Raw genomic sequence first — 23,295 nt, 5'->3', positions numbered from 1 at the left:
CCTTGCCTGATGGCGCTGCGCTTATCAGGCCTACCGATTCAGCAGACCCGATAAGTCAATTTCACATTATTCCCAGAAATCCCGGGCGGGATCGAGCACCGGGCGAATAATGCCCGCACGCACCGTAAAGTCACCGAAGCCTTCACCCGCTTCGCGCTCTTTCGCCCAGCGCCCAATCAGTTCATCCAGCGATGCCAGAATTTCCGGCTCGGTGATGTTCTCTTTAAACATCCGGGGAATGCGAGTTCCGATACGGTTGCCCCCTAAATGGAGGTTGTAACGCCCGGGTGCTTTACCCACCAGACCAACTTCCGCCAGCATCGCACGACCACAACCGTTCGGGCAGCCGGTCACACGCATGACAATGTTTTCATCACTCAGGCTGTGCTTCGCCATCAGCGTGTCGATGTTGTCGATAAACGTTGGCAGGAAGCGCTCGGCTTCCGCCATCGCCAGCGGACAGGTCGGGAACGAGACGCAGGCCATCGAGTTTTCACGCTGCGGAGTGACTGCGTTCATTAAGCCACTCTTCTGCGCAATCTTCTCGATCTTCGCCTTTTCACTCTCAGGAACACCGGCAATGATCAGGTTCTGGTTCGCGGTAATGCGGAACTCACCTTTGTGGATCTTCGCGATCTCAAGCAGACCGGTTTTCAGCGGTCGGCCCGGATAATCGAGGATACGGCCGTTTTCAATAAACAACGTCAGATGCCATTTATTGTCGATCCCTTTCACCCAGCCGATACGATCGCCGCGACCGGTAAACTCGTACGGACGGATCGGCTCAAACTTGATCCCCGCCCGGCGCTCAACTTCAGCTTTAAAGGTCTCAACGCCTACGCGTTCCAGCGTGTATTTGGTTTTGGCGTTTTTACGATCGGTACGGTTACCCCAGTCGCGCTGAGTCGTCACCACCGCTTCCGCGACCGCCAGCGTATGCTCAAGCGGCAGATAGCCGAATTCGCTTGCTGTGCGGGCGTAGGTTTTCTTGTTACCGTGCTCGATGGACAGACCGCCGCCCACCAGCAGGTTAAAGCCCACCAGCTTGCCGTTTTCCGCAATCGCCACGAAGTTCATGTCGTTGGCGTGCAGATCGATGTCGTTCTGCGGTGGGATCACGACCGTGGTTTTAAACTTACGCGGCAGATAGGTTTGACCGAGGATCGGCTCTTCGTCGGTGGTCGCGACTTTTTCCTGATCCAGCCAGATCTCTGCATAGGCGCGGGTACGCGGCAGCAGATGTTCGGAGATCTTTTTCGCCCACTCGTAGGCTTCGGCGTGCAGCTCAGATTCATACGGGTTGGAGGTGCACAGCACGTTACGGTTCATGTCGTTGGCGGTCGCCAGAGCGTCAAGCCCGACTGAATGCAGCATCTGGTGTACCGGCTTAACATTCTTCTTCAGAATGCCGTGAAACTGGACGGTCTGACGGTTGGTCAGACGAATGCTGCCGTATATGGTGTTGTCATGGGCGAACTTGTCGATCGCCTGCCACTGTTTGGTGGTGATCACCCCACCCGGCAGACGACAGCGCAGCAGCATAGCGTGACGCGGCTCCAGCTTTTGCTCGGCACGTTCGGCGCGGATATCGCGGTCGTCCTGCTGGTACATACCGTGAAAACGGATCAGCAGGAAGTTGTCGCCTTTAAACCCGCCGGTCAGGCCGTCGTTTAAATCTTCGGCAATGGTACCGCGCAGATAGTTGCTTTCCAGCTTCATACGCTCAGCGTCGGACAGTTTGCCTTCGACCACCAATGGTCCTGGATGTTTTTCGCTCATTAGTAGACATCTCGCTGATAACGGCGCTCAATGCGCAGCTCACTTAAAAATTCATCCGCCGCTTCGATATCCATACCACCGAATTCGGCAATCACTTCCAACAACGCCTGCTCAACGTCTTTCGCCATGCGATTGGCGTCGCCACAGACATAAATGTGCGCACCGTCGTTAATCCAGCGCCACAGTTCCGCGCCCTGTTGGCGCAGTTTATCTTGTACGTAGACTTTTTCTTTTTGATCGCGGGACCAGGCGAGATCGATACGGCTCAGTACGCCCTCTTTGACGTAACGCTGCCATTCCACCTGATACAGGAAATCTTCGGTAAAGTGTGGGTTACCAAAAAACAGCCAGTTTTTGCCTTCGGCTCCGTCAGCCGCACGTTGCTGCATGAATGCACGGAACGGCGCAATCCCCGTACCCGGTCCAATCATAATTACCGGCGTCTGTGGGTTCGCAGGCAGACGGAAGTTGTCGTTGTGTTCAATGAACACGCGAACTTCACCTTCTTCTTCCACGCGGTCGGCGAGGAAACTGGAAGCACCACCAGCACGGGCGCGACCTTCTATCTCATAACGCACCACGCCCACGGTGACGTGCACTTCCCTTTCCACTTCCGCCTGGGAAGAGGCAATGGAGTACAAACGCGGCGTCAGCGGACGCAGCAGTTCAACTAACGCCTGAGCATCCAGTTGTGCCGGAGAGAAGCGCACCATATCGACGATGGGCGTGGTTGCGGCGTAATGCTGCAACTGTGCTTTGTCACCCACTAACGGCAGCAAAGTTTCGCTGCGGGTTAAGGTGGCATAGTTCTCTACGATATTGCCGGTGTTAACCGTCAGCTCGAAATGCCACTGCAACGCTTCAGCGAGCGACAGGGTTTTGCCTTCAACCGTGACCGGCTCATCACCTTTCAGCCACAGCAGTTCAACCAGTTCTTTAACCAGAGCCGGGTCATTCTGATACCAGACGCCCAGCGCATCGCCCGGCTGATAACGCAGGCCGGAATCGCCTAAATCAATTTCAATATGGCGCACGTCTTTTTCAGAGTCGCGGCCGGTAATTTTCTGATTCACCGCAAGGGACGCCGTCAGTGGCGCTTCTTTGGTGTATGGGCTGGTGTGTACTTCATTTACTGCACCGCTCGCGGCAACTTGCACAGACGGTGCAGCAGGCGCACGCGCTTTCAGAACATCAACAAGGCGAGCACGCCACTGCGCGGCGGCGGCCTGGTATTCGACGTCGGCATCTACACGATCGAGCAGACGTTCACCACCCAGCTCAGCCAGTTTCGCATCGAAGTCTTTTCCTGCCTGGCAGAAAAACTCATAAGAGGTATCGCCAAGACCAAACACAGCAAAAGCGGTGTTATCAAGCTTCGGCGCTTTTTTCGAGAACAGGAATTTATGCAACGCCACGGCTTCTTCCGCCGGTTCACCTTCCCCTTGCGTCGACGCCACCACGATCAGCAGTTTTTCATTGGCGATTTGTTTGAATTTATAGTCGCCAGCGTTGATGAGAGTGACGTTGAGCTTCGCGGCGATCAGATCATCGCGCAGGGCTTCCGCCACACGGCGCGCATTACCGGTTTGCGAGGCGGAGATAAGCGTAATGCCAGGCATTTCAGCGACAGGCGCAGGCGCCACCGCGTTGCTGCCAGGCTGCTGATTCAGCACGCCCCAAAAATAGCCAGAAACCCACGCAAGCTGTGCGGGAGTGAAATCGGTAGTGGCCGCCTGAAGGCGTGCCAGTTGCTCCGGGTTTAGCGGTAGCAAAGCGGAAGGTGGGGCCTGTGTCGTCATGCGTTGTCATGTTCCAGTAAGCAAAGCGGATTTCAGCAATAAAACCCAAACTGAAGATAAGGTTAACGGCGGGGATAGTAACAATTAAAGAAGGGATGGAAATAACAAATAACCAAATGGACTAACCTGTTTTAGTTATAGTTATTAACTGCAAAACAGATTATATAAGCATTTGATATATAAATAATTAACTAATATTGATCGTATGAATACGTAGCTTTAGTACTGAGCATCCTTTTATACACTAAATAATTTAAGATGCATCGAGGCGGCAACTGAGCAAGTCCCCAGGAGCTTACATGAGTAAGTGACTGGGGCGAGCAAAGGCAGCCAACAAAGAAGCAGCTTAAAGAATGACGTGTATAAATAATGATAAAATTTGCTCTTTACGGTACCCTACCGCGGTTTTTCGCATTCTTGAGAGTAAAAAATGTCCACCACCTTGTTTAAAGATTTCACCTTCGAAGCCGCTCACCACCTGCCGCATGTACCGGAAGGGCATAAGTGTGGCCGCCTGCATGGTCACTCATTTATGGTGCGTCTTGAAATTACCGGTGAAGTCGATCCGCATACCGGTTGGATCATGGATTTTGCTGAGTTAAAAGCCGCGTTTAAGCCGACTTACGACAGACTCGATCACTACTATTTGAACGATATTCCTGGCTTAGAAAATCCAACCAGCGAAGTGCTGGCCAAATGGATTTGGGATCAGGTTAAACCTGTGGTCCCTCTGCTGAGTGCCGTAATGGTGAAAGAGACCTGCACAGCGGGCTGCGTATACCGCAGCGAGTGATTATAGGCTTGCCGGATGGCAATGCGTCTTATCCGGCCTGCAACGAGCAACAAACTCTGGCCGGGTAAGCGAAACGCCCCCGGCACAGTTATCAGGCAATATTCAGATACTTATGGGTCTGCATCGACAGACGCCAGTTACGCGCAATACAGGTATCAATGCACAAACGCGTCGCATCTTCTTTCTGGCTGATTGGCTGTAAGGCGATGATTCGCGGTTTGTCGTCACTCAACGTCGCCAGCAGTTCATCCAGCGCTTCAATATCGCGGACACGGCCAACCGGATGCTTGATTTCATTCGCGCGCTCCAGCGCCTGTGACAGCACATCATAGCCACCGCGCATATTCACCTTCGGCGATACGGTCACCCAGGTATTCGGCGTACAGCGTACTTCGTGCGTGCCGCTGGTCTCAATCTGGCAGCTAAAGCCGTTCTTTTCCAGCAGGTCAGTCAGCGACATCAGGTCATGAATGCAGGGCTCGCCACCGGTGATCACCACGTGACGGGCGGTATAGCCCTGACGCGAAATGACCGCCAGCAGATCTTCGCTGCTCGCAGCACCCCATTTATCGCTTTCTTTGGTCTTGGCCAGGATGCTGTACAGGGAGACTTCCCGATCCTCAAGCTTATCCCAGGTGTGTTTGGTATCGCACCAGGCACAGCCAACCGGGCATCCCTGTAAACGAATAAAAATGGCGGGGACGCCGGTAAAGTAACCCTCACCTTGCAGGGTCTGGAACATCTCGTTAATCGGGTACTGCATAGCGCTCTCAATATGGGGATAAACGATAATTATCGCAGATCCCCGCCAAAGTATCATGCCCCATCGATGCTTTACGAGGCGATCGCTGCGACAAAGCGTGCCGTTATCTGCTGCGGGCGCGTGATAGCCCCACCAACCACCACGGTATGGGCGCCTAATGCCAGGCATCGTGCAGCACGTTCAGGGGTATCAACGTTCCCTTCCGCCACAACCGGTACACTGACCGCAGCCAACACATCACGTAAAAAACCGCAGTCGTTTTCCGCCAGCACATGCCCGGCAGTGTCAGCGGTATAGCCGTAGAGCGTAGTGCCCACGCAGTCAAAACCCAGGCGCTCAGCGGTCACCGCTTCGTCTACGGTGGCAATATCCGCCATCAGCAGTACGGACGGATAGCGAGCACGGATCTGCGTGACCAGTTCTTCCAGCGTTTGCCCACCGGGGCGCGGGCGCGCTGTCGCATCCAGAGCAATAATTTCCGGCTCAACGGTCATCAGTTCATCGACTTCCTGCAAAGTGGCCGTGATAAACACATCGCTACCCGGATAATCACGCTTGATAATCCCAATCACCGGCAGGGAGACGCTCTCTTTGATCGCGCGAATGTCCACCACGCTGTTTGCACGAATACCTACCGCACCGCCCTGCGCTGCCGCCAGCGCCATACGTGACATAATAAACGGGCTGTGCAGGGGCTCATTTTCCAGCGCCTGACAGGAGACAATTAATTGACCTTTCAGGGAATCCAGTACAGTTTTCATTACGATAAGATCTCTTCGACTTCGTTTTTAATGATGGTGACATGCGGGCCATAAATCACCTGAACCCCGTTGCCGCGAATAATTACGCCACGGGCCCCGGTCGCTTTCAGCGCCGCTTCATCGACCTTGCTGCTCTCTTTCACCGTCACGCGTAGACGTGTGGCGCAACAGTCCACCTCTTCCAGATTCTCTTTGCCTCCCAGCCCAGTAATTACGGCCGCAGCACGCTCACTTTGCGGCAGGCCGGATTCAGTCGGTGCTGCGTTTTCACGACCAGGCGTCAACCAGTTAAAGCGGTTAATCAAATAGCGGAAGGTGAAGTAGTAAAGGAAGAACCACGGGATCCCCACCATGGGGACGTACATCCAGTTGGTTTTAGCTTCCCCCTGTAGCACGCCGAAGAGGAGGAAATCGATAAGCCCACCCGAAAAGGTTTGCCCGATGGTGATATGTAAAATATGCGCGATCATAAACGCCAGACCATCGAAGAAGGCGTGAATGACGTATAACACGGGTGCGACAAACAGGAATGAGAACTCGATAGGCTCAGTGATCCCTGTCAGGAAAGAGGTCAGGGCCGCTGACAACAGCAGACCAGCAACAAGTTTTCTGTTCTCAGGCTTGGCGGTGTGGTACATCGCCAGACATGCGCCAAGCAGGCCAAACATCATGGTGATGAAGCGCCCTGACATAAAGCGCGAGGTGCCCGCATAGAACTGCTGCGTATTCGGATCGGCAAGTTGCGCGAAGAAAATACGCTGCGTACCTTCAACTAACTGGCCGTTGACGATTTCACTACCGCCAAGCGCCGTCGTCCAGAACGGCAAATAGAAGATATGGTGTAACCCCAGTGGGCCAAGCATACGCAGGATGAAGCCGTACAACAGCGTCCCCAGATAGCCTGTCGCATCCACCAGACCTCCCAGTCCAAAAATGAGTTTCTGGAAATGCGGCCAAACCACCGTCATGACCGCACCCACGACAATCGCGGCAAGGGAGCTAATAATCGGTACAAAGCGCGAACCGCTGAAGAAACCAAGGAACTGAGGTAATGAGACTTTATTGAAACGGCTATGCAGCGCGCAGGTGACAAGCCCAATCACCACCCCACCGAACACACCCGTTTCCAGTGTCTGAATACCCAGCGTCATCCCCTGGCCTACGGCACCGGGATTCTCGTGTGCCAGCGTTCCGTTGAGCGTCAATAAAGCGTTGATGGTGGCGTTCATCACCAGAAATGCCAGCAATGCCGCAAGCCCAGCGGTGCCTTTATCCGTTTTAGCCAGTCCTACTGCAACACCCACCGCAAAGAGCACCGACAGGTTGGCAAACACAATAGAACCTGCGCTGGTCATGATCGTGAAGATTGCCTGTAACCAGTCAACGTCCAAAAACGGATAAGCAGTCAATGTGTTTGGATTCGACAGCGCGCCGCCAATCCCTAACAACAGCCCCGCAGCGGGCAGTACCGCAATCGGCAGCATGAACGATTTGCCGAACCGCTGTGCCTTTTCGAACCATGCGCCCGATGAAGCGCCGCTAAACATTTGCATCATTTTTTCATCTCTCCGATTAATGATGAAAATTTTTACCATATTTAATATTAATAATGAAAATTTTCATCAAAATCCAGGAAGCCGATCATACTTTTTTAAAATGACTGGCATCTCTCCCCTGCTTTCCGCCACACTATCAACAGAGAAACGCATTAAGGATTTTGCATGTCAGAAAATGAAAACCTGCTGCTGAGATTGCGCCAGGGCGTTGACGGATATAGCCGAACACAGCAGAAGCTGGGAGAGTTTGTGCTCAGCGATCCGGCAAAAGTTGTCTACCTGACGATTACCGAACTGGCGCGTGAAAGCGACACCAGCGAGGCGAGCGTCACACGTCTGTGCCGCGCACTAGGGTGTAAGGGTTATAACGAATTCAAAATGGCGCTGGCACTCGATCTCCAGCAAGGACAGCCGGTAGAGCACAGCGGAGATGAGATTGACAATGTGGTCAATGAATCCGTACAAGCGCTACAGGACACAGCAAAATTACTCGACAGGACATTACTGGAATCCGCCGCTTTGGCGCTGCATCAGGCCCAGTCGGTACAGATTTATGGCGTAGCGGCCAGCGCTATTCTGGGTGAGTATTTACATTACAAACTCCTGCGCCTCGGCAAACCTGCACAATTGTTCAGTGACATGCATCGTGCAGCCATGAACGCCGCAACGCTTAACAAAGACACGCTGGTGGTAGCGATTTCCAGTTCAGGTTCGACGCGCGATCTACTGCATGTCGTTAAACTGGCGCGTAAGCAAGGCGTGCGCGTACTGGCGTTAAGTAATACGCCGCGCAGCCCGTTGGCTTCGCTGAGTGATATTCAACTGGTCGCAGCCAAACCAGAAGGTCCGTTGAGTGCTGGCGCGCTAAACGCCAAGGTGGGAGTGATGCTGTTGGTAGAACTACTGACTACGTCGCTGATTGCTCTGGATGAAAAGTACAGTAATGTGAGCCAGCAAACCGCCAGCGCGACCCTTCCTCTACTGCTTTAAGAGCATAAAAAAACCCGCCGCAGCGGGTTTTTACGTTAAGAGTTAAAGAACAGGATTACGCCTGACCTTTGATCTCTTTACGACCGTTGTACGGTGCTTGTTCACCCAGAGCTTCTTCGATACGAATCAGCTGGTTGTACTTAGCAACGCGGTCAGAACGGCTCATAGAACCAGTTTTGATCTGGCCTGCAGCGGTACCAACAGCCAGGTCAGCGATGGTAGCGTCTTCAGTTTCGCCAGAGCGGTGAGAGATGACAGCGGTGTAGCCAGCGTCTTTCGCCATTTTGATCGCAGCCAGAGTTTCGGTCAGAGAACCGATCTGGTTGAATTTGATCAGGATGGAGTTAACGATGCCTTTTTCGATGCCTTCTTTCAGGATCTTGGTGTTAGTTACGAACAGATCGTCACCAACCAGCTGGATTTTGTCGCCCAGTACTTTAGTCTGGTATGCGAAACCGTCCCAGTCAGACTCGTCCAGACCATCTTCGATGGACACGATCGGGTACTGTTTGGTCAGTTCTTCCAGGAAGTGAGTGAATTCTTCGGAGGTGAATGCTTTGTTGCCTTCGCCAGCCAGAACGTATTTACCGTCTTTGTAGAATTCAGAAGCTGCACAGTCCATCGCCAGGGTGATGTCTTTGCCCAGCTCGTAGCCAGCTGCTTTAACCGCTTCAGCGATTACAGCCAGAGCTTCAGCGTTGGAACCCAGGTTCGGCGCGTAGCCACCTTCGTCACCAACTGCAGTGTTCATACCTTTAGCTTTCAGAACCTTAGCCAGGTTGTGGAACACTTCAGAACCCATACGAACGGCTTCTTTCAGAGTCTTAGCGCCAACCGGCTGAATCATGAATTCCTGGATGTCGACGTTGTTGTCAGCGTGCTCACCACCGTTGATGATGTTCATCATCGGAACCGGCATGGAGTATTTACCCGGAGTACCGTTCAGTTCAGCGATGTGTGCATACAGCGGCAGGCCTTTTGCTGCTGCTGCTGCTTTGGCGTTCGCCAGGGACACAGCCAGGATGGCGTTTGCACCGAAGTTGGATTTGTTTTCAGTACCGTCCAGATCGATCATGATCTTGTCGATGCCAGCCTGATCTTTAGCATCTTTACCCAGCAGAGCCTGAGCAATTGGGCCGTTAACAGCTGCAACAGCTTTCAGTACGCCTTTACCCATGAAACGGGATTTGTCGCCATCGCGCAGTTCCAGTGCTTCGCGGGAACCAGTAGAAGCACCTGACGGAGCTGCTGCCATACCAACGAAACCACCTTCCAGGTGTACTTCGGCTTCAACAGTCGGGTTACCACGGGAGTCGATGATTTCACGACCGATGATTTTAACGATTTTGGACATTAGATTTTCCTCAGTACAAGTTAAACTAAAACTCCAGACAAACAATGCACCCTAATGGGTGCATTGCCGTTCTAACTTATTTACTTCTTACTTCGCCTGACGCTTCTGATGTTCACTGGCGGCTTTCACAAAGCCGGCAAACAGCGGGTGCCCATCACGTGGCGTGGAAGTAAATTCCGGGTGGAACTGACAGGCCACGAACCACGGATGATTCGGTACCTCAATGATCTCGACCAACTGATCATCACCGGAACGGCCTGCAATACGCAGACCCGCAGCTTCAATCTGTTTCAACAGCATATTGTTGACTTCGTAACGGTGGCGATGGCGTTCAACAATTGTCGGCGCGCCGTACAGTTGACGAACCAGGCTATCGTCGCTCAACTGACACTGCTGCGCGCCAAGGCGCATTGTGCCACCCAGATCGCTCTTCTCGGTACGGATTTCGACGTTGCCGTCTTCATCGCGCCATTCGGTAATCAGGGCCACCACCGGGTACTTACAGTCTGGCACAAATTCCGTGGAGTTGGCGTTATCCATACCCACTACGTTACGTGCAAACTCAATCAACGCAACCTGCATACCCAGGCAAATGCCCAGATAAGGAATATTGTTCTCACGCGCAAAGCGCGCCGTCGCGATTTTACCTTCAACACCACGGTAGCCGAAGCCGCCTGGGATCAGGATTGCATCAAGACCTTTCAGGATCTCAACGCCACGCGTTTCGACATCTTGCGAATCGATCAGCTTGATGTTGACGGTGACACGATTCTTCAGACCACCGTGCTTCAGCGCTTCGATAACTGACTTATAGGCATCCGGCAGTTCAATGTACTTGCCGACCATACCGATAGTCACTTCGCCTGCCGGATTCGCTTCTTCGTAGATAACCTGTTCCCATTCTGACAGATTAGCTTCCGGACAGTTCAAGCTGAATCGTTTACAAATATAATCGTCAAGGCCCTGAGATTTCAACAGGCCCGGGATTTTATAGATGGAATCGACATCTTTCAGAGAAATCACCGCTTTTTCCGGAACGTTACAGAACAATGCAATTTTTGCACGTTCATTAGCCGGAACTGCGCGATCGGAGCGGCAAATCAGGATATCTGGCTGAATACCGATAGAAAGCAGCTCTTTTACAGAGTGCTGAGTCGGTTTAGTTTTGACTTCACCAGCCGCCGCCATGTACGGAACCAGCGTCAGATGCATAAACAGCGTGTGCTCACGGCCAATTTCTACGGCCATCTGGCGAATCGCTTCAAGGAACGGCAGAGATTCGATATCCCCAACGGTTCCGCCGATTTCGACCAGAACAACATCATGACCTTCACCGCCTTCCAGAACGCGCTCTTTAATGGCATTCGTGATGTGCGGGATAACCTGAACTGTTGCGCCCAGGTAGTCGCCACGGCGCTCTTTACGCAGAACGTCGGAGTAGATACGACCCGTAGTGAAGTTGTTGCGGCGGCTCATTTTGGTACGAATGAAACGCTCATAGTGACCCAGGTCCAGGTCGGTTTCAGCGCCGTCTTCGGTAACGAACACTTCCCCGTGTTGGATTGGGCTCATAGTACCTGGATCGACGTTGATGTACGGATCCAGTTTCATCATGGTTACATTGAGGCCACGGGCTTCAAGAATGGCTGCCAGGGAGGCTGCGGCAATGCCTTTTCCCAGAGAGGATACGACCCCGCCGGTCACAAAAATATAGTTCGTTGTCATGCTGGACCTGAGAAGTTAGGGTGAAACGATGGAATTACCAAGACGGGAAAGTAGTATACCCGAACATGGCGAGCGCCACAAACTTTCATTATCCCCTCTCCTTCGTTCTTCAAGCCGCACCGGTGTTGGCTTCCTTCACTCACCCCAGTCACATAGCATTTCTATGTTCCTGGGATTCTTTCAGTCGCCGCCTTGTTGCGACTCGAATAACTCGAAGAGGCAGTATACAAGGTGTTTCATCAACATAACGGGAAGAGAAAATAGCCCCTTTTGGGTAAATGTTTTTGACGTAAATCAAGCGCTTGTTATTTAAAAAATCACACAAATCGCCCTTGACCGACGAAATCCCTTAGAGATCAATTTCCTGCCGTTTTACCTGTTGCCAGACTTCTTCCATAGTTTCCAGATCAACACCAGTCATTTCCAAACCGCGCGAAGCCACAATTCGCTCAACTTCACGAAAACGCCGCTCAAACTTCTCGTTCGCTTTCTGCAATGCGGTCTCTGCTTTAGTGCCTAAATGCCGGGCCATATTAACCGTAGCAAACAGCAGATCGCCCATTTCCTCCTCCAGTTTAGCCTGGTCGACAACAGCCTGCTTAGCCTCAAACATGACTTCGTCGATCTCTTCGTAAACCTTGTCGACAACCGGTCCTAACGTTTTCCAGTCGAAGCCAACATTTGAGCAGCGTTTCTGGATTTTTTGGGCGCGCATTAATGCCGGTAAACTGCGGGGAATATCGTCGAGTGCGGAATGCTGTGCCTTCTGGGCGCGTTCTTCACTTTTGATTTTTTCCCAACGGGTCAAAACCTCAGTACTGTTACTGGCAGAAACATCAGCAAAAACATGTGGATGACGGCGTTCAAGCTTATCGCTAATCGCAGCACAAATATCATCAAAGTTGAAGCGTCCTTCTTCCTGCGCCATCTGGGCGTAAAACACCACCTGGAACAGCAGGTCGCCCAGCTCTCCGCGCAGATCGTCAAAGTCTTCACGCGCAATCGCGTCCAGCACTTCATAGGTTTCTTCGAGGGTGTAAGGGGCAATAGTGGAGAATGTCTGCTCTTTGTCCCACGGACAGCCGTTTTCCGGGTCGCGCAGGCGCTGCATAATACCGAGCAGTCGGTCGATTTGATTCATTGGGATATCCTGAAATTTCAATACAGTAGACCGGATAAGGCGATAGCCGACATCCGGCAACATAGCAATGCCTGATGGCAACGCTAACGCGTCTTATCAGGCCTACAAGGTTATCCGGCCTACAAAATCATTAATTACCGTGCAAGCGACGTGCGTCGATCACATCCGGTACCTGGTTCAGCTTGCCGAGCACGCGCCCGAGCACCTGCAGGTTATAAATTTCGATGGTCATATCGATGGTGGCCAGCTGTTGTTTGGTATCACTTCGGCTGGCAACTCCCAGCACGTTCACCTTCTCGTTGGCGAGAATCGTGGTGATATCACGTAACAAGCCGCTGCGATCGTTGGCCTGGACTCGAACCACCAGCGAATATCCTGCCGAGTAGCTTTCGCCCCAGACCGCATCAACAATACGTTCCGGCGCATGGGAGCGCAGCTCAGCCAGCTGTTCACAATCCGCCCGGTGCACGGAAATACCGCGTCCCTGGGTAATAAACCCGACAATCTCATCGCCTGGAATCGGCTGGCAGCAGCGGGCGATGTGGTGCATCAGGTTACCTACCCCTTCCACCACCACACGACCGTCGTCTTTACGACGACTCTGCGGTGCCTGCGTTTTCTGCTGAAGCTGTTTCAGCGCGGCGGCATCCTGTTCGGCAGCACTGGGCTTATTAAACTGCGCCTGCAGGAAGTTCACCATTTGGTTGAGGCGGATGTCTCCTCCGCCAATCGCCGCCAGCAACTCGTCCAGCTCATTGAAGCTGTAGCGCGGCAGCAGGTGTTTTTCCGCCTCTTTCAGGCTGATACCTAAATGCGCCAGCTCATCGTCGAGGATCTGGCGACCAGCAAGGATGTTTTTGTCGCGGTCCTGTTTACGGAACCAGGCGTGGATCTTCGAACGCCCACGACTGGTGGTTACGTAGCCAAGGTTAGGATTCAGCCAGTCGCGGCTTGGGTTTGGCTGTTTCTGGGTGATAATTTCAATTTGATCGCCCATCTGCAGCTGGTAGGTAAACGGTACGATGCGCCCGCCAATTTTCGCGCCAATGCATCGATGCCCCACATCGCTATGAATGTGGTAAGCAAAATCGAGCGGCGTGGAGCCCGCAGGTAAGTCTACAACGTCGCCTTTTGGCGTAAAGACGTACACGCGGTCATCAAAGACCTGGCTACGGACTTCATCCAGCATTTCACCGGAATCCGCCATCTCTTCCTGCCAGGCAATCAGCTTACGCAGCCACGCAATGCGATCTTCATGACCAGAACGCGCCGCGCCTGAAGCGGTGCCCTCTTTGTACTTCCAGTGCGCCGCGACGCCCAGTTCGGCATCTTCGTGCATCTGTTTGGTACGGATCTGAATTTCGATGGTTTTCCCGCCCGGCCCCAGTACAACCGTATGGATTGACTGGTAGCCATTGGGTTTCGGATTAGCAACGTAATCATCGAACTCATCCGGCAGATGGCGATAGTGAGTATGTACTATCCCGAGTGCGGCATAGCAGTCCTGTAAACGCTCTGCCACGATACGCACTGCGCGTACATCGAACAGTTCATCGAAGGCCAACTGCTTTTTCTGCATTTTGCGCCAGATGCTGTAGATATGCTTCGGACGTCCATACACTTCGGCTTTGACGCCTTCCGTTTTCATCTCTGAGCGCAAATGACCGACGAACTCATCAATGTAATGTTCCCTGTCGATACGACGTTCATGCAGCAGCTTGGCTATGCGTTTGTATTCAGCCGGGTGCAGATAACGGAAGCAATAATCTTCCAGCTCCCATTTTAATTGCCCGATTCCCAAACGGTTGGCCAGCGGTGCATAGATATTGGTGCACTCTTTTGCCGCCAGAACGCGTTCATCTTCCGGCGCATCTTTCACTTCACGCAGATGGGCAATCCGCTCTGCCAGCTTGATGACCACACAGCGGAAGTCATCCACCATTGCCAGCAGCATGCGACGGACGTTATCGACCTGCTCGGAAGAAACTGAATCGGTATGCGTGGCTTTAAGCTGGCGTATTGCCGCCATATCACGCACACCGTGGATAAGATGAACAATGGATTTGCCCACGCTCTCGCGCAGGATGTCTTCACTGACCACGTTGGCATCAGCCAGAGGGAACAGCATTGCGGCACGCAGCGTGTCGATATCCATGCTCAACATAGAGAGAATTTCTACCATCTCCACGCCACGCCACAGCAGCAGATCCGCATCCGGATGCCCCTGTGTCTGCTGGAGGCAGTACGCCCAGGTTTCGGCTAAGCGTTCACACGACTGCTGGCTGGAGATCCCCAGACTCGCGATCCATTTCTTTGGATCAAACTCACCAGCTTTATTTATATGTGCACTTCTTACCGCAACCATTGTCCTCTCCTTAAGGGGCCAGGCCTGTCGAAGTCGACAAGCCCTACCCATTGTCTTTCATGCTGCATTACAACCCGAAATCCAATGGGTACAAAATTCATTACAAACGCTCAAACAGGACCATTGATTCCAGGTGTCCAGTGTGCGGAAACATATCGAGCATCGCCAGTCGCCGTATGGCGTATCCAGCGTTGAGCAAAGCATCGCTGTCACGAGCCAGCGTTGCTGGGTTACAGGATACATAAACAACGCGTATAGGTTCTAATTTTATAATATGTTGCATCACACCTGCAGCCCCCGCACGCGCAGGATCAAGCAATACTTTGTCGAATCCGTTTTTCGCCCACGGCTGTCGGGTAACATCTTCCTCAAGGTTTTCATGAAAGAATGTCACATTGTGTAATCCGTTATTCAGCGCGTTTTCTCGGCCTTTTTCCACCAACGCAGGAACACCTTCTACGCCAACCACGCTTGCTGCCCGAGTTGCCAGCGGTAGGGTAAAATTTCCCATGCCACAGAACAGATCGAGTACACGATCTTCAGGTTGCACATCGAGCCATTCCAGCGCACGGGCGACCATTTGTTGGTTTACCCCTTCATTGACCTGAATAAAATCGCGCGGGCTGAAGGTTAACCGTAGTCCATTTGAATCATACCAGGGCGATTCTTCTGATATTGATTCCAGTATCTCGCTTTGCGGGGCCAGAAACAAAGACAGCCCCTGAGAATGCGAAAAGCATTCCAGTTTTTCTTTATCCGCAGCACTCAATGGCGCCGTGTGGCGCAAAATCATCAGGGTTCCGCTTCCCGCCTGCACCAGTTCGACATGGCCAAGATGGCGTAACCCTTGCAGACTTTCCAGACACGCTCTGAGATGGGGCAATAACGCCTCAAGCTGGGGCACCAAAATAGGGCATTGTTTGACATCGATAATGTCGCTGGAACCGGATTTGCGAAACCCCATCTGCAATTTTTGTTCTTTTGGCCGATAGTTCAGACTCAAACGCGCGCGACGACGATAGCCCCACGGGGCATCTGCTATAACATCCGACACCTCACATTTCATTAAACGCGACAACGCCGCGCTTTTGCTACGCTGCTGCAATGAGATGCTGGCATGCTGCTGCTGGCAACCGCCGCACACGCCAAAATGCGGGCAACGTGGCACTTCACGCTGTGGGCTGTCGTTTAAACGTCGTTTTACTTGCGCGCGGGCAAACTGTTTTTTATCTTCGGTAATCACCACCTCGGCGCTTTCCTGGGGTAGCAATTCCGGTATAAACAACGCCTTTCCGTTATGGCGAGCGACGCCCTGACCAAAAGGATCGAGGTCATTGACGGTAACGGTTATGATCTGACGCGTCGTCACGCGTCGTTTTGCAGAGTAGAATTGCGCCATCGACGAGATATTTCTCTATTTAACAGTGTGACCCTAATTGTCCCATAACGGAACTCCATGACCAACTACAGCCTGCGCGCACGCATGATGATTCTGATCCTGGCCCCGACCGTCCTGATAGGTTTGTTGCTCAGTATCTTTTTTGTTGTGCATCGCTATAACGACTTGCAGCGTCAACTGGAAGATGCTGGTGCCAGCATCATTGAACCACTCGCGGTCTCCAGCGAATATGGCATGAACCTGCAAAACAGGGAATCCATCGGCCAGCTTATCAGCGTGCTGCATCGTCGCCATTCCGATATCGTGCGGGCAATTTCTGTTTATGACGAAAATAACCGACTATTCGTCACCTCTAATTTTCATCTCGATCCGTCTGAAATGCAGTTGGCGACAGGTTCACCGTTTCCCCGGAAGCTGAGCGTCACCCGGCACGGGGATATCATGATCCTGCGAACCCCTATTATATCGGAAAGCTATTCACCGGATGAATCCGCCGTAAGCGACGCCAAAAACACCAAAAATATGCTGGGGTATGTGGCGCTTGAGCTGGACCTTAAGTCCGTACGATTGCAGCAGTACAAAGAGATCTTTATCTCCAGCGTAATGATGCTGTTTTGTATTGGTATTGCGTTAATTTTCGGCTGGCGTCTAATGCGCGACGTGACCGGCCCGATTCGCAATATGGTGAATACCGTTGACCGAATACGTAGAGGACAGCTCGACAGCCGCGTGGAAGGTTTCATGCTGGGCGAGCTGGATATGCTCAAAAATGGCATCAACTCGATGGCTATGTCTCTCGCAGCCTACCATGAAGAGATGCAGCACAACATCGATCAGGCCACCTCTGACCTGCGCGAAACGCTGGAGCAGATGGAAATCCAGAACGTCGAGCTGGATCTGGCGAAGAAACGCGCCCAGGAAGCGGCACGTATTAAGTCTGAGTTTCTGGCAAACATGTCCCACGAGCTGCGAACACCGCTGAATGGCGTGATTGGCTTCACCCGTCTGACACTAAAAACCGAACTCAACACCACACAGCGCGATCACCTGAATACCATTGAACGCTCGGCTAACAATCTGCTGGCCATCATCAATGATGTACTCGACTTCTCCAAACTTGAGGCGGGCAAGCTGATTCTGGAAAGCATTCCGTTCCCGCTGCGCAGCACGCTGGATGACGTCGTTACGCTGTTAGCGCATTCATCCCATGATAAAGGGCTTGAGCTGACGCTGAATATTAAGAATGACGTACCGGACAACGTCATCGGTGACCCGCTGCGTTTACAGCAGGTGATCACCAATCTGGTCGGCAACGCCATCAAATTTACCGAAGGCGGCAACATCGACATTCTGGTCGAGAAGCGAGCCCTTAGTAACACGAAAGTGCAAATTGAAGTACAAATCCGCGATACCGGGATCGGTATTCCTGAGCGCGATCAATCCCGTCTGTTCCAGGCTTTCCGTCAGGCGGATGCCAGTATTTCCCGGCGTCATGGCGGAACCGGGCTAGGTCTGGTCATTACGCAAAAACTGGTCAACGAAATGGGTGGGGATATCTCCTTCCACAGCCAACCTAATCGGGGTTCCACGTTCTGGTTCCATATCAGCCTCGATCTCAACCCTAACGTGCTTATTGATCGTTCGACAACCCGATGCCTTGCCGGTAAACGATTGGCCTACGTCGAACCTAACGCCACCGCCGCACAATGCACGTTAGATATCTTGAGTGAAACACCGCTGGAGGTGATTTACAGCCCTTCGTTCTCCGGGTTGCCAGCGGAGCACTACGACATTCTGTTGCTGGGCATTCCGGTCACTTTGCGCGAACCACTCACCATGCAGCATGAGCGGCTGGCAAGCGCAGCAGCGATGACCGACTTCCTGTTGCTAGCCTTGCCTTGTCATGCACAAATTAATGCTGAGAAATTGAAACAGGGCGGCGCGGCGGCGTGTCTGTTGAAACCTCTCACCTCAACCCGCTTACTGCCCGCGCTGACAGAGTATTGTCAGCTGAACCACAGCGCGGATCCGCTGCTGATAGATGAAAGCAAAATTGCGATGACTGTTATGGCGGTAGACGACAACCCGGCGAACCTCAAGCTGATTGGCGCATTGCTGGAAGATAAGGTCCAGCACGTCGTGCTCTGTGACAGCGGGCATCAGGCGGTGGATCGCGCCAGACAAATGCCGTTTGACCTGATCCTGATGGATATTCAGATGCCAGACATGGACGGTATTCGTGCCTGCGAACTGATCCACCAGCTTCCTCATCAACAGCAGACACCGGTCATTGCGGTCACCGCACACGCCATGGCCGGGCAGAAAGAGAAGCTGCTCAGCGCCGGGATGAACGATTACCTGGCGAAGCCTATCGAGGAAGATAAGCTGCATAATCTGCTGTTACGTTACAAACCGGGCGCAAGCACATCGCTGCGGGCACTCACCGCAGAACCTCTTGAGCCGGTCGTCAATCCGAACACGACGCTCGACTGGCAACTGGCATTAAGGCAAGCCGCGGGTAAGAACGATTTGGCGCGGGATATGCTGCAAATGCTGATCGATTTTCTGCCTGAGGTGCGTAACAAAATCGAAGAGCAACTGGTCGGAGAGAACCCCGAAGGGCTGGTGGATATGATTCACAAGCTGCACGGTAGTTGCGGTTATAGTGGTGTCCCCCGCATGAAAAACCTGTGTCAGCTCATTGAACAACAGCTACGCAGTGGAACCAAAGAAGAAGAGCTGGAACCTGAATTTTTAGAGCTTCTGGATGAAATGGACAACGTTGCGCGCGAAGCGAAACGGATATTGGGGTGATATTCGCCGGATGCGGCGTAAACGCCTTATCCGGTCTACAGGTTTCGCTGTTTACCGTAGGCCCGATAAGCGTCGCGCATCGGGCACATCGCCGAATGCGGCGTAAACGCCTTATACGACCTACAACTCAGCGTAATTGCTGCCCTGCTTTAAGCGTTGCGGCTACGTTTCGCGCCGTCATTCGTACGTTGTCGCTCGCGTTCTTCAGCGCCTCATCCAGGGTACAGATGGTATAGATGACACTGAAAACCGCATCCAGCCCATGCTCGTGGACCACACCGACATCGGCCGTCAGGCTACCTGCGATACCGATAACCGGCTTGTTGTAACGCTTTGCGACCTTCGCCACGCCAACCGGAACCTTACCGTGAATGGTCTGACTATCAATGCGCCCTTCACCTGTGACCACTAAATCCGCATCCGCAACGCAGGCATCAAGGTGTAACGCATCGGTCACTATCTCAATACCGCAGCGTAACTGTGCGCCGCAAAACGCATACAGCGCCGCCCCCATACCACCCGCCGCACCACCACCGGCCAGATCCAGCACGTTGACGTCCAGATCGCGGGCAATAAGTCGCGCATAGTGCGTGAGCGCCCGATCCAGGCGGGTAATCATCTCCGGCGTCGCCCCTTTTTGCGGACCAAAAACCGCAGATGCGCCCTCTTTTCCAGTCAACGGGTTGGTCACATCGCAAGCCACTTCTATAAGGCACCCGGCAAGACGGCTGTCTAACTGAGAAATATCAATCTGGGACAGAGATTCCAGACCGATTCCGCCTTGCGCAATTTCGTTATTTTGCGCATCCAGCAGTTTTGCTCCCAGCGCTTGCACCATCCCGGCACCGCCATCATTGGTGGCGCTACCGCCAATCCCAATGATGATATGCTCAACGCCAGCGTCCAGCGCATGACGAATTAACTCCCCGGTTCCCCAGGATGTCGTTTTCAGCGGATCGCGTAACCCCACAGGAACCTGTTCCAGTCCGCTGGCGGCCGCCATTTCGATAAACGCCGAGCGCTCATCACCAGATAAACCATAAAATGCCTGAATTGTGTTGCCCAAAGGGCCGGTAACATCAACATGCACAAGGTGACCTTGCGTTGCGGCAACCATCGCTTCGACCGTTCCTTCACCGCCATCTGCAACCGGAATCTTCACGTAATCCGCATCGGGCCAGATCTCACGAAACCCCAGCTCTATAGCCGTTGCCACCCCAAGCGCACTCAAACTTTCCTTATAGGAATCGGGTGCGATTACTATTTTCATAAAGCATCCTTACGCATGTTGATTATGTTAAGCATACACCAGGAGCAAAACCGCTCACTCTATAGGAGCGGTCCTGGATCACTTAGCGAACCATGCACGGACGCTTATTATCAAACGTCCAGTTCGGGATAAGATACTGCATACCCATCGCATCATCACGCGCACCCAGTCCATGTTGCTGGTACAGCTCATGCGCTTTCATGACCTGATCCATATCCAGCTCCACGCCCAGACCCGGTTTTGCCGGAACCTGCACCATGCCGCCTTTGATTTCAAACGGCTCTTTGGTCAAGCGCTGGTTGCCTTCCTGCCAGATCCAGTGGGTGTCGATAGCGGTAATTTTTCCTGGAGCCGCCGCCGCAACACACGTAAACATCGCCAGCGAAATATCAAAGTGGTTGTTAGAGTGCGATCCCCAGGTCAGCCCGAACTCATGGCACATCTGCGCCACACGGACAGAACCCTGCATGGTCCAGAAGTGCGGGTCCGCCAGTGGGATATCCACAGACTGCAACGACAGCGTATGCCCCATCTGACGCCAGTCGGTGGCGATCATGTTGGTGGCGGTCGGCAGACCGGTGGCGCGGCGGAACTCCGCCATCACTTCACGACCAGAGAAGCCCTGCTCGGCACCGCACGGATCTTCCGCATAGGCCAGAGAACCCTTCAGATACTTGCCGATTTTAATCGCTTCATTTAGCGACCACGCGCCGTTCGGATCCAGCGTGACGCGGGCCTGCGGGAAACGCTTCGCCAGCGCAACGATAGATTCTGCTTCCTCTTCCCCGGCCAGCACGCCGCCTTTCAGTTTAAAGTCGTTGAAACCATACTTCTCATACGCGGCTTCCGCCAGGCGCACTACCGCATCCGGGGTCATCGCTTCTTCATGACGCAGACGATACCAGTCGCATTTCTCATCCGGCTGACTCTGATACGGCAGCGGCGTTGCCTTACGGTTACCCACGAAGAACAGATAACCCAACATTTCAACTTCGCTACGCTGCTGGCCATCCCCCAGCAAAGAGGCGACGTTTACGCCCAAATGCTGACCTAACAGATCCAACATGGCCGCTTCGATCCCAGTAACCACATGAATAGTGGTACGTAAATCGAAGGTCTGCAAACCGCGACCGCCCGCATCACGATCGGCAAAAGTATTGCGTACTGCATTCAGCACATTTTTATATTCGCCTAACGTTTTGCCTACCACCAACGGGATCGCATCTTCCAGCGTTTTGCGGATTTTTTCGCCGCCGGGAATTTCACCCACGCCGGTATGACCGGAGTTATCTTTAATAATCACAATATTGCGCGTGAAGAACGGAGCATGTGCGCCGCTCAGGTTCATCAACATGCTGTCATGACCCGCAACCGGAATAACCTGCATAGAGGTAACCAATGGGGTAGAAAATTGTGCGCTCATAATTAAGTCCTTATTCAAAATTAGTGGCGGCCGAAAACGGGACGTTTACGGTCAAAAGTCCATCCGGGGATCAGATACTGCATTGGGCCTGCGTCATTACGCGCGCCGCCGGGCAGCGCCTTATAGGTTTCATGCGCTTTCTGTACCTGATCCCAGTCCAGTTCCACGCCCAGACCGGGCGCATCGGGTACCGCAATTTTTCCGTTTTTAATCTCCAGCGGATTTTTGGTCAGGCGGCAATCGCCCTCCTGCCAGATCCAGTGGGTATCAATAGCCGTTGGATTACCCGGTGCAGCCGCACCGACGTGGGTAAACATCGCCAGCGAAATATCAAAATGATTGTTAGAATGGCAGCCCCAGGTCAGGCCCCAGTCATCGCATAACTGTGCCACGCGTACCGCGCCAGAAAGGGTCCAGAAGTGCGGATCGGCCAGCGGAATATCTACTGAATTCAGCATCACCGCATGGCCCATTTCACGCCAGTTGGTAGCTATCATGTTCGTTGCTACCGGCAGACCGGTTGCACGGCGGAACTCGGCCATCACTTCACGGCCAGAAAAACCCTGTTCAGCGCCGCATGGATCTTCGGCGTAGGTCAGAACATCGTTCAGCCCTTTACACAGGGAGATGGCTTCATCCAGCAGCCAGGCACCGTTGGGATCAACCGTAATACGCGCATCCGGGAAGCATTTTTTCAGCGCACGAGCGGTGTCGATTTCCTGCTCACCAGGCAGTACACCACCTTTGAGTTTGAAATCTTTAAAGCCGTAGCGATCCTGCGAAGCCTGAGCCAGACGTACCACTGCCTCACTGTTCATCGCTTGCTGATGACGCAGGTGATACCACTCATGGTTTCCCGACGTGCTTTCCAGATACGGTAAATCGGTCTTTGTGCGATCGCCCACGTAGAACAGATAACCGAGTACGGTGACCGCATCGCGCTGCTTGCCCGGCCCTAACAGTTCACAAACCGGCACGTTCAGCGCCTTACCCAGCAGGTCGAGCAATGCGGCCTCCAGCGCCGCTACCGCATTGACCCGTAGTTCAAAGGTCCAGGCGCCTTTGCCAAAGGTGTCAAAATCAGCGGCCTGGTTGCCCTTATGCACCTGCTGCACCACCTTATTCAGGCGCGCCACTTCCTGGCCCAACACCTGCGGAATCGCATCCACCAGCGTCTGATAAATCACTTCACCACCAGGCGCTTCACCGACACCGGTGTTTCCGGCATTATCGGTGAGCACCACGATATTACGAGTAAAGTATGCGTTATGCGCGCCGCCAATATTGAGCAGCATGCTGTCATGACCGGCCACCGGGATGACCTTCATATCGGTAATAACGGGACTCGATTGTGTTGTCATCA

General features: G+C 53.1%; 16 protein-coding genes. 3 read left to right on the top strand and 13 right to left on the bottom strand.

What is annotated here, in order from left to right:
• Positions 1-66: 66 nt before the first annotated feature.
• A complete protein-coding gene (gene cysI / locus GHC22_RS05000) occupies positions 67-1,779 on the bottom strand; it encodes an assimilatory sulfite reductase (NADPH) hemoprotein subunit (RefSeq protein WP_153752357.1) in 1,713 nt (570 codons plus the stop codon).
• A complete protein-coding gene (gene cysJ / locus GHC22_RS04995; protein WP_153752355.1) occupies positions 1,779-3,578 on the bottom strand; it encodes an NADPH-dependent assimilatory sulfite reductase flavoprotein subunit in 1,800 nt (599 codons plus the stop codon). The genes cysI and cysJ overlap by 1 nt, the downstream gene beginning before the upstream one ends.
• Before the next feature lie 430 nt (positions 3,579-4,008).
• Between cysJ and queD the strand changes: the two genes are divergently transcribed.
• Positions 4,009-4,371: a 6-carboxytetrahydropterin synthase QueD gene (gene queD / locus GHC22_RS04990; protein ID WP_153752353.1), complete on the top strand. Its 363-nt coding sequence runs from the start codon at positions 4,009-4,011 to the stop codon at positions 4,369-4,371.
• Positions 4,372-4,462: 91 nt separating this feature from the next.
• Here the strand turns inward: queD and queE are convergent, their stop codons facing one another.
• The 3 genes from queE to GHC22_RS04975 form a co-directional block, all read right to left on the bottom strand.
• Positions 4,463-5,134, bottom strand: coding sequence for a 7-carboxy-7-deazaguanine synthase QueE (queE, locus tag GHC22_RS04985; RefSeq protein WP_153752351.1), 672 nt, complete (start codon positions 5,132-5,134; stop codon positions 4,463-4,465).
• Positions 5,135-5,205: 71 nt separating this feature from the next.
• A complete protein-coding gene (locus tag GHC22_RS04980) occupies positions 5,206-5,895 on the bottom strand; it encodes an N-acetylmannosamine-6-phosphate 2-epimerase (protein WP_008785681.1) in 690 nt (229 codons plus the stop codon).
• Positions 5,895-7,451 carry a maltose/glucose-specific PTS transporter subunit IIC gene (locus GHC22_RS04975; protein ID WP_057068342.1) on the bottom strand — a complete coding sequence of 519 codons (1,557 nt, stop codon included), beginning with the start codon at positions 7,449-7,451 and terminating at the stop codon, positions 5,895-5,897. Before GHC22_RS04975 ends, GHC22_RS04980 begins: the two co-directional genes overlap by 1 nt.
• A 165-nt stretch (positions 7,452-7,616) precedes the next feature.
• Between GHC22_RS04975 and GHC22_RS04970 the strand changes: the two genes are divergently transcribed.
• Positions 7,617-8,441 carry a MurR/RpiR family transcriptional regulator gene (locus GHC22_RS04970; RefSeq protein ID WP_057068337.1) on the top strand — a complete coding sequence of 275 codons (825 nt, stop codon included), beginning with the start codon at positions 7,617-7,619 and terminating at the stop codon, positions 8,439-8,441.
• Positions 8,442-8,496: 55 nt separating this feature from the next.
• On the opposite strand, the gene eno is transcribed toward GHC22_RS04970, so the two are convergent.
• The 5 genes from eno to rlmD all read right to left on the bottom strand — a co-directional run bounded on the left by eno (position 8,497) and on the right by rlmD (position 16,425).
• Positions 8,497-9,795 carry a phosphopyruvate hydratase gene (gene eno / locus GHC22_RS04965; protein WP_003034129.1) on the bottom strand — a complete coding sequence of 433 codons (1,299 nt, stop codon included), beginning with the start codon at positions 9,793-9,795 and terminating at the stop codon, positions 8,497-8,499.
• 87 nt (positions 9,796-9,882) lie between these two features.
• Positions 9,883-11,520, bottom strand: coding sequence for a glutamine hydrolyzing CTP synthase (pyrG, locus tag GHC22_RS04960; protein ID WP_008785683.1), 1,638 nt, complete (start codon positions 11,518-11,520; stop codon positions 9,883-9,885).
• Between the two features lie 349 nt (positions 11,521-11,869).
• On the bottom strand, positions 11,870-12,661 hold the full coding sequence (gene mazG / locus GHC22_RS04955; protein WP_003825693.1) for a nucleoside triphosphate pyrophosphohydrolase: 792 nt from the start codon (positions 12,659-12,661) through the stop codon (positions 11,870-11,872).
• Between the two features lie 130 nt (positions 12,662-12,791).
• On the bottom strand, positions 12,792-15,026 hold the full coding sequence (gene relA, locus GHC22_RS04950) for a GTP diphosphokinase (RefSeq protein WP_003825690.1): 2,235 nt from the start codon (positions 15,024-15,026) through the stop codon (positions 12,792-12,794).
• Positions 15,027-15,126: 100 nt separating this feature from the next.
• On the bottom strand, positions 15,127-16,425 hold the full coding sequence (rlmD, locus tag GHC22_RS04945) for a 23S rRNA (uracil(1939)-C(5))-methyltransferase RlmD (protein WP_008785684.1): 1,299 nt from the start codon (positions 16,423-16,425) through the stop codon (positions 15,127-15,129).
• Positions 16,426-16,482: 57 nt separating this feature from the next.
• On the opposite strand from rlmD, the gene barA reads away from it, so the two are divergent.
• Positions 16,483-19,239 (top strand): two-component sensor histidine kinase BarA, encoded by a 2,757-nt coding sequence (gene barA, locus GHC22_RS04940; RefSeq protein WP_153752349.1) that lies wholly within the window; start codon positions 16,483-16,485, stop codon positions 19,237-19,239.
• 127 nt (positions 19,240-19,366) lie between these two features.
• On the opposite strand, the gene GHC22_RS04935 is transcribed toward barA, so the two are convergent.
• From GHC22_RS04935 to GHC22_RS04925, 3 genes are all read right to left on the bottom strand, one after another.
• The gene (locus GHC22_RS04935) at positions 19,367-20,509 is read right to left on the bottom strand and encodes a glycerate kinase (RefSeq protein WP_153752347.1); all 1,143 of its coding nucleotides are present in this window, start codon (positions 20,507-20,509) and stop codon (positions 19,367-19,369) included.
• An 82-nt stretch (positions 20,510-20,591) separates the two neighbouring features.
• Positions 20,592-21,932, bottom strand: coding sequence for a glucarate dehydratase (gene gudD, locus GHC22_RS04930; protein ID WP_153752345.1), 1,341 nt, complete (start codon positions 21,930-21,932; stop codon positions 20,592-20,594).
• 20 nt (positions 21,933-21,952) lie between these two features.
• Positions 21,953-23,293 (bottom strand): enolase C-terminal domain-like protein, encoded by a 1,341-nt coding sequence (locus tag GHC22_RS04925; RefSeq protein WP_153752343.1) that lies wholly within the window; start codon positions 23,291-23,293, stop codon positions 21,953-21,955.
• Positions 23,294-23,295: the final 2 nt, after the last annotated feature.

Origin of the sequence: Citrobacter sp. H12-3-2 (assembly GCF_009649895.1) — a bacterium.
Lineage (GTDB): Bacteria > Pseudomonadota > Gammaproteobacteria > Enterobacterales > Enterobacteriaceae > Citrobacter > Citrobacter portucalensis.
The sequence above is the reverse complement of the archived record's forward strand: the minus strand, read 5'-3'. Positions and strand labels throughout refer to the sequence as shown.

Bases quoted from the DNA above. Each gene is read 5' to 3' on its own strand.
- pyrG (WP_008785683.1), bottom strand. From the start codon at position 11,520: ATGACAACGAACTATATTTTTGTGACCGGCGGGGTCGTATCCTCTCTG.
- GHC22_RS04970 (WP_057068337.1), top strand. From the start codon at position 7,617: ATGTCAGAAAATGAAAACCTGCTGCTGAGATTGCGCCAGGGCGTTGAC.
- cysI (WP_153752357.1), bottom strand. From the start codon at position 1,779: ATGAGCGAAAAACATCCAGGACCATTGGTGGTCGAAGGCAAACTGTCC.
- barA (WP_153752349.1), top strand. From the start codon at position 16,483: ATGACCAACTACAGCCTGCGCGCACGCATGATGATTCTGATCCTGGCC.
- GHC22_RS04925 (WP_153752343.1), bottom strand. From the start codon at position 23,293: ATGACAACACAATCGAGTCCCGTTATTACCGATATGAAGGTCATCCCG.
- GHC22_RS04935 (WP_153752347.1), bottom strand. From the start codon at position 20,509: ATGAAAATAGTAATCGCACCCGATTCCTATAAGGAAAGTTTGAGTGCG.
- rlmD (WP_008785684.1), bottom strand. From the start codon at position 16,425: ATGGCGCAATTCTACTCTGCAAAACGACGCGTGACGACGCGTCAGATC.
- GHC22_RS04975 (WP_057068342.1), bottom strand. From the start codon at position 7,451: ATGATGCAAATGTTTAGCGGCGCTTCATCGGGCGCATGGTTCGAAAAG.
- gudD (WP_153752345.1), bottom strand. From the start codon at position 21,932: ATGAGCGCACAATTTTCTACCCCATTGGTTACCTCTATGCAGGTTATT.
- GHC22_RS04980 (WP_008785681.1), bottom strand. From the start codon at position 5,895: ATGAAAACTGTACTGGATTCCCTGAAAGGTCAATTAATTGTCTCCTGT.
- mazG (WP_003825693.1), bottom strand. From the start codon at position 12,661: ATGAATCAAATCGACCGACTGCTCGGTATTATGCAGCGCCTGCGCGAC.
- eno (WP_003034129.1), bottom strand. From the start codon at position 9,795: ATGTCCAAAATCGTTAAAATCATCGGTCGTGAAATCATCGACTCCCGT.
- relA (WP_003825690.1), bottom strand. From the start codon at position 15,026: ATGGTTGCGGTAAGAAGTGCACATATAAATAAAGCTGGTGAGTTTGAT.
- queD (WP_153752353.1), top strand. From the start codon at position 4,009: ATGTCCACCACCTTGTTTAAAGATTTCACCTTCGAAGCCGCTCACCAC.
- queE (WP_153752351.1), bottom strand. From the start codon at position 5,134: ATGCAGTACCCGATTAACGAGATGTTCCAGACCCTGCAAGGTGAGGGT.
- cysJ (WP_153752355.1), bottom strand. From the start codon at position 3,578: ATGACGACACAGGCCCCACCTTCCGCTTTGCTACCGCTAAACCCGGAG.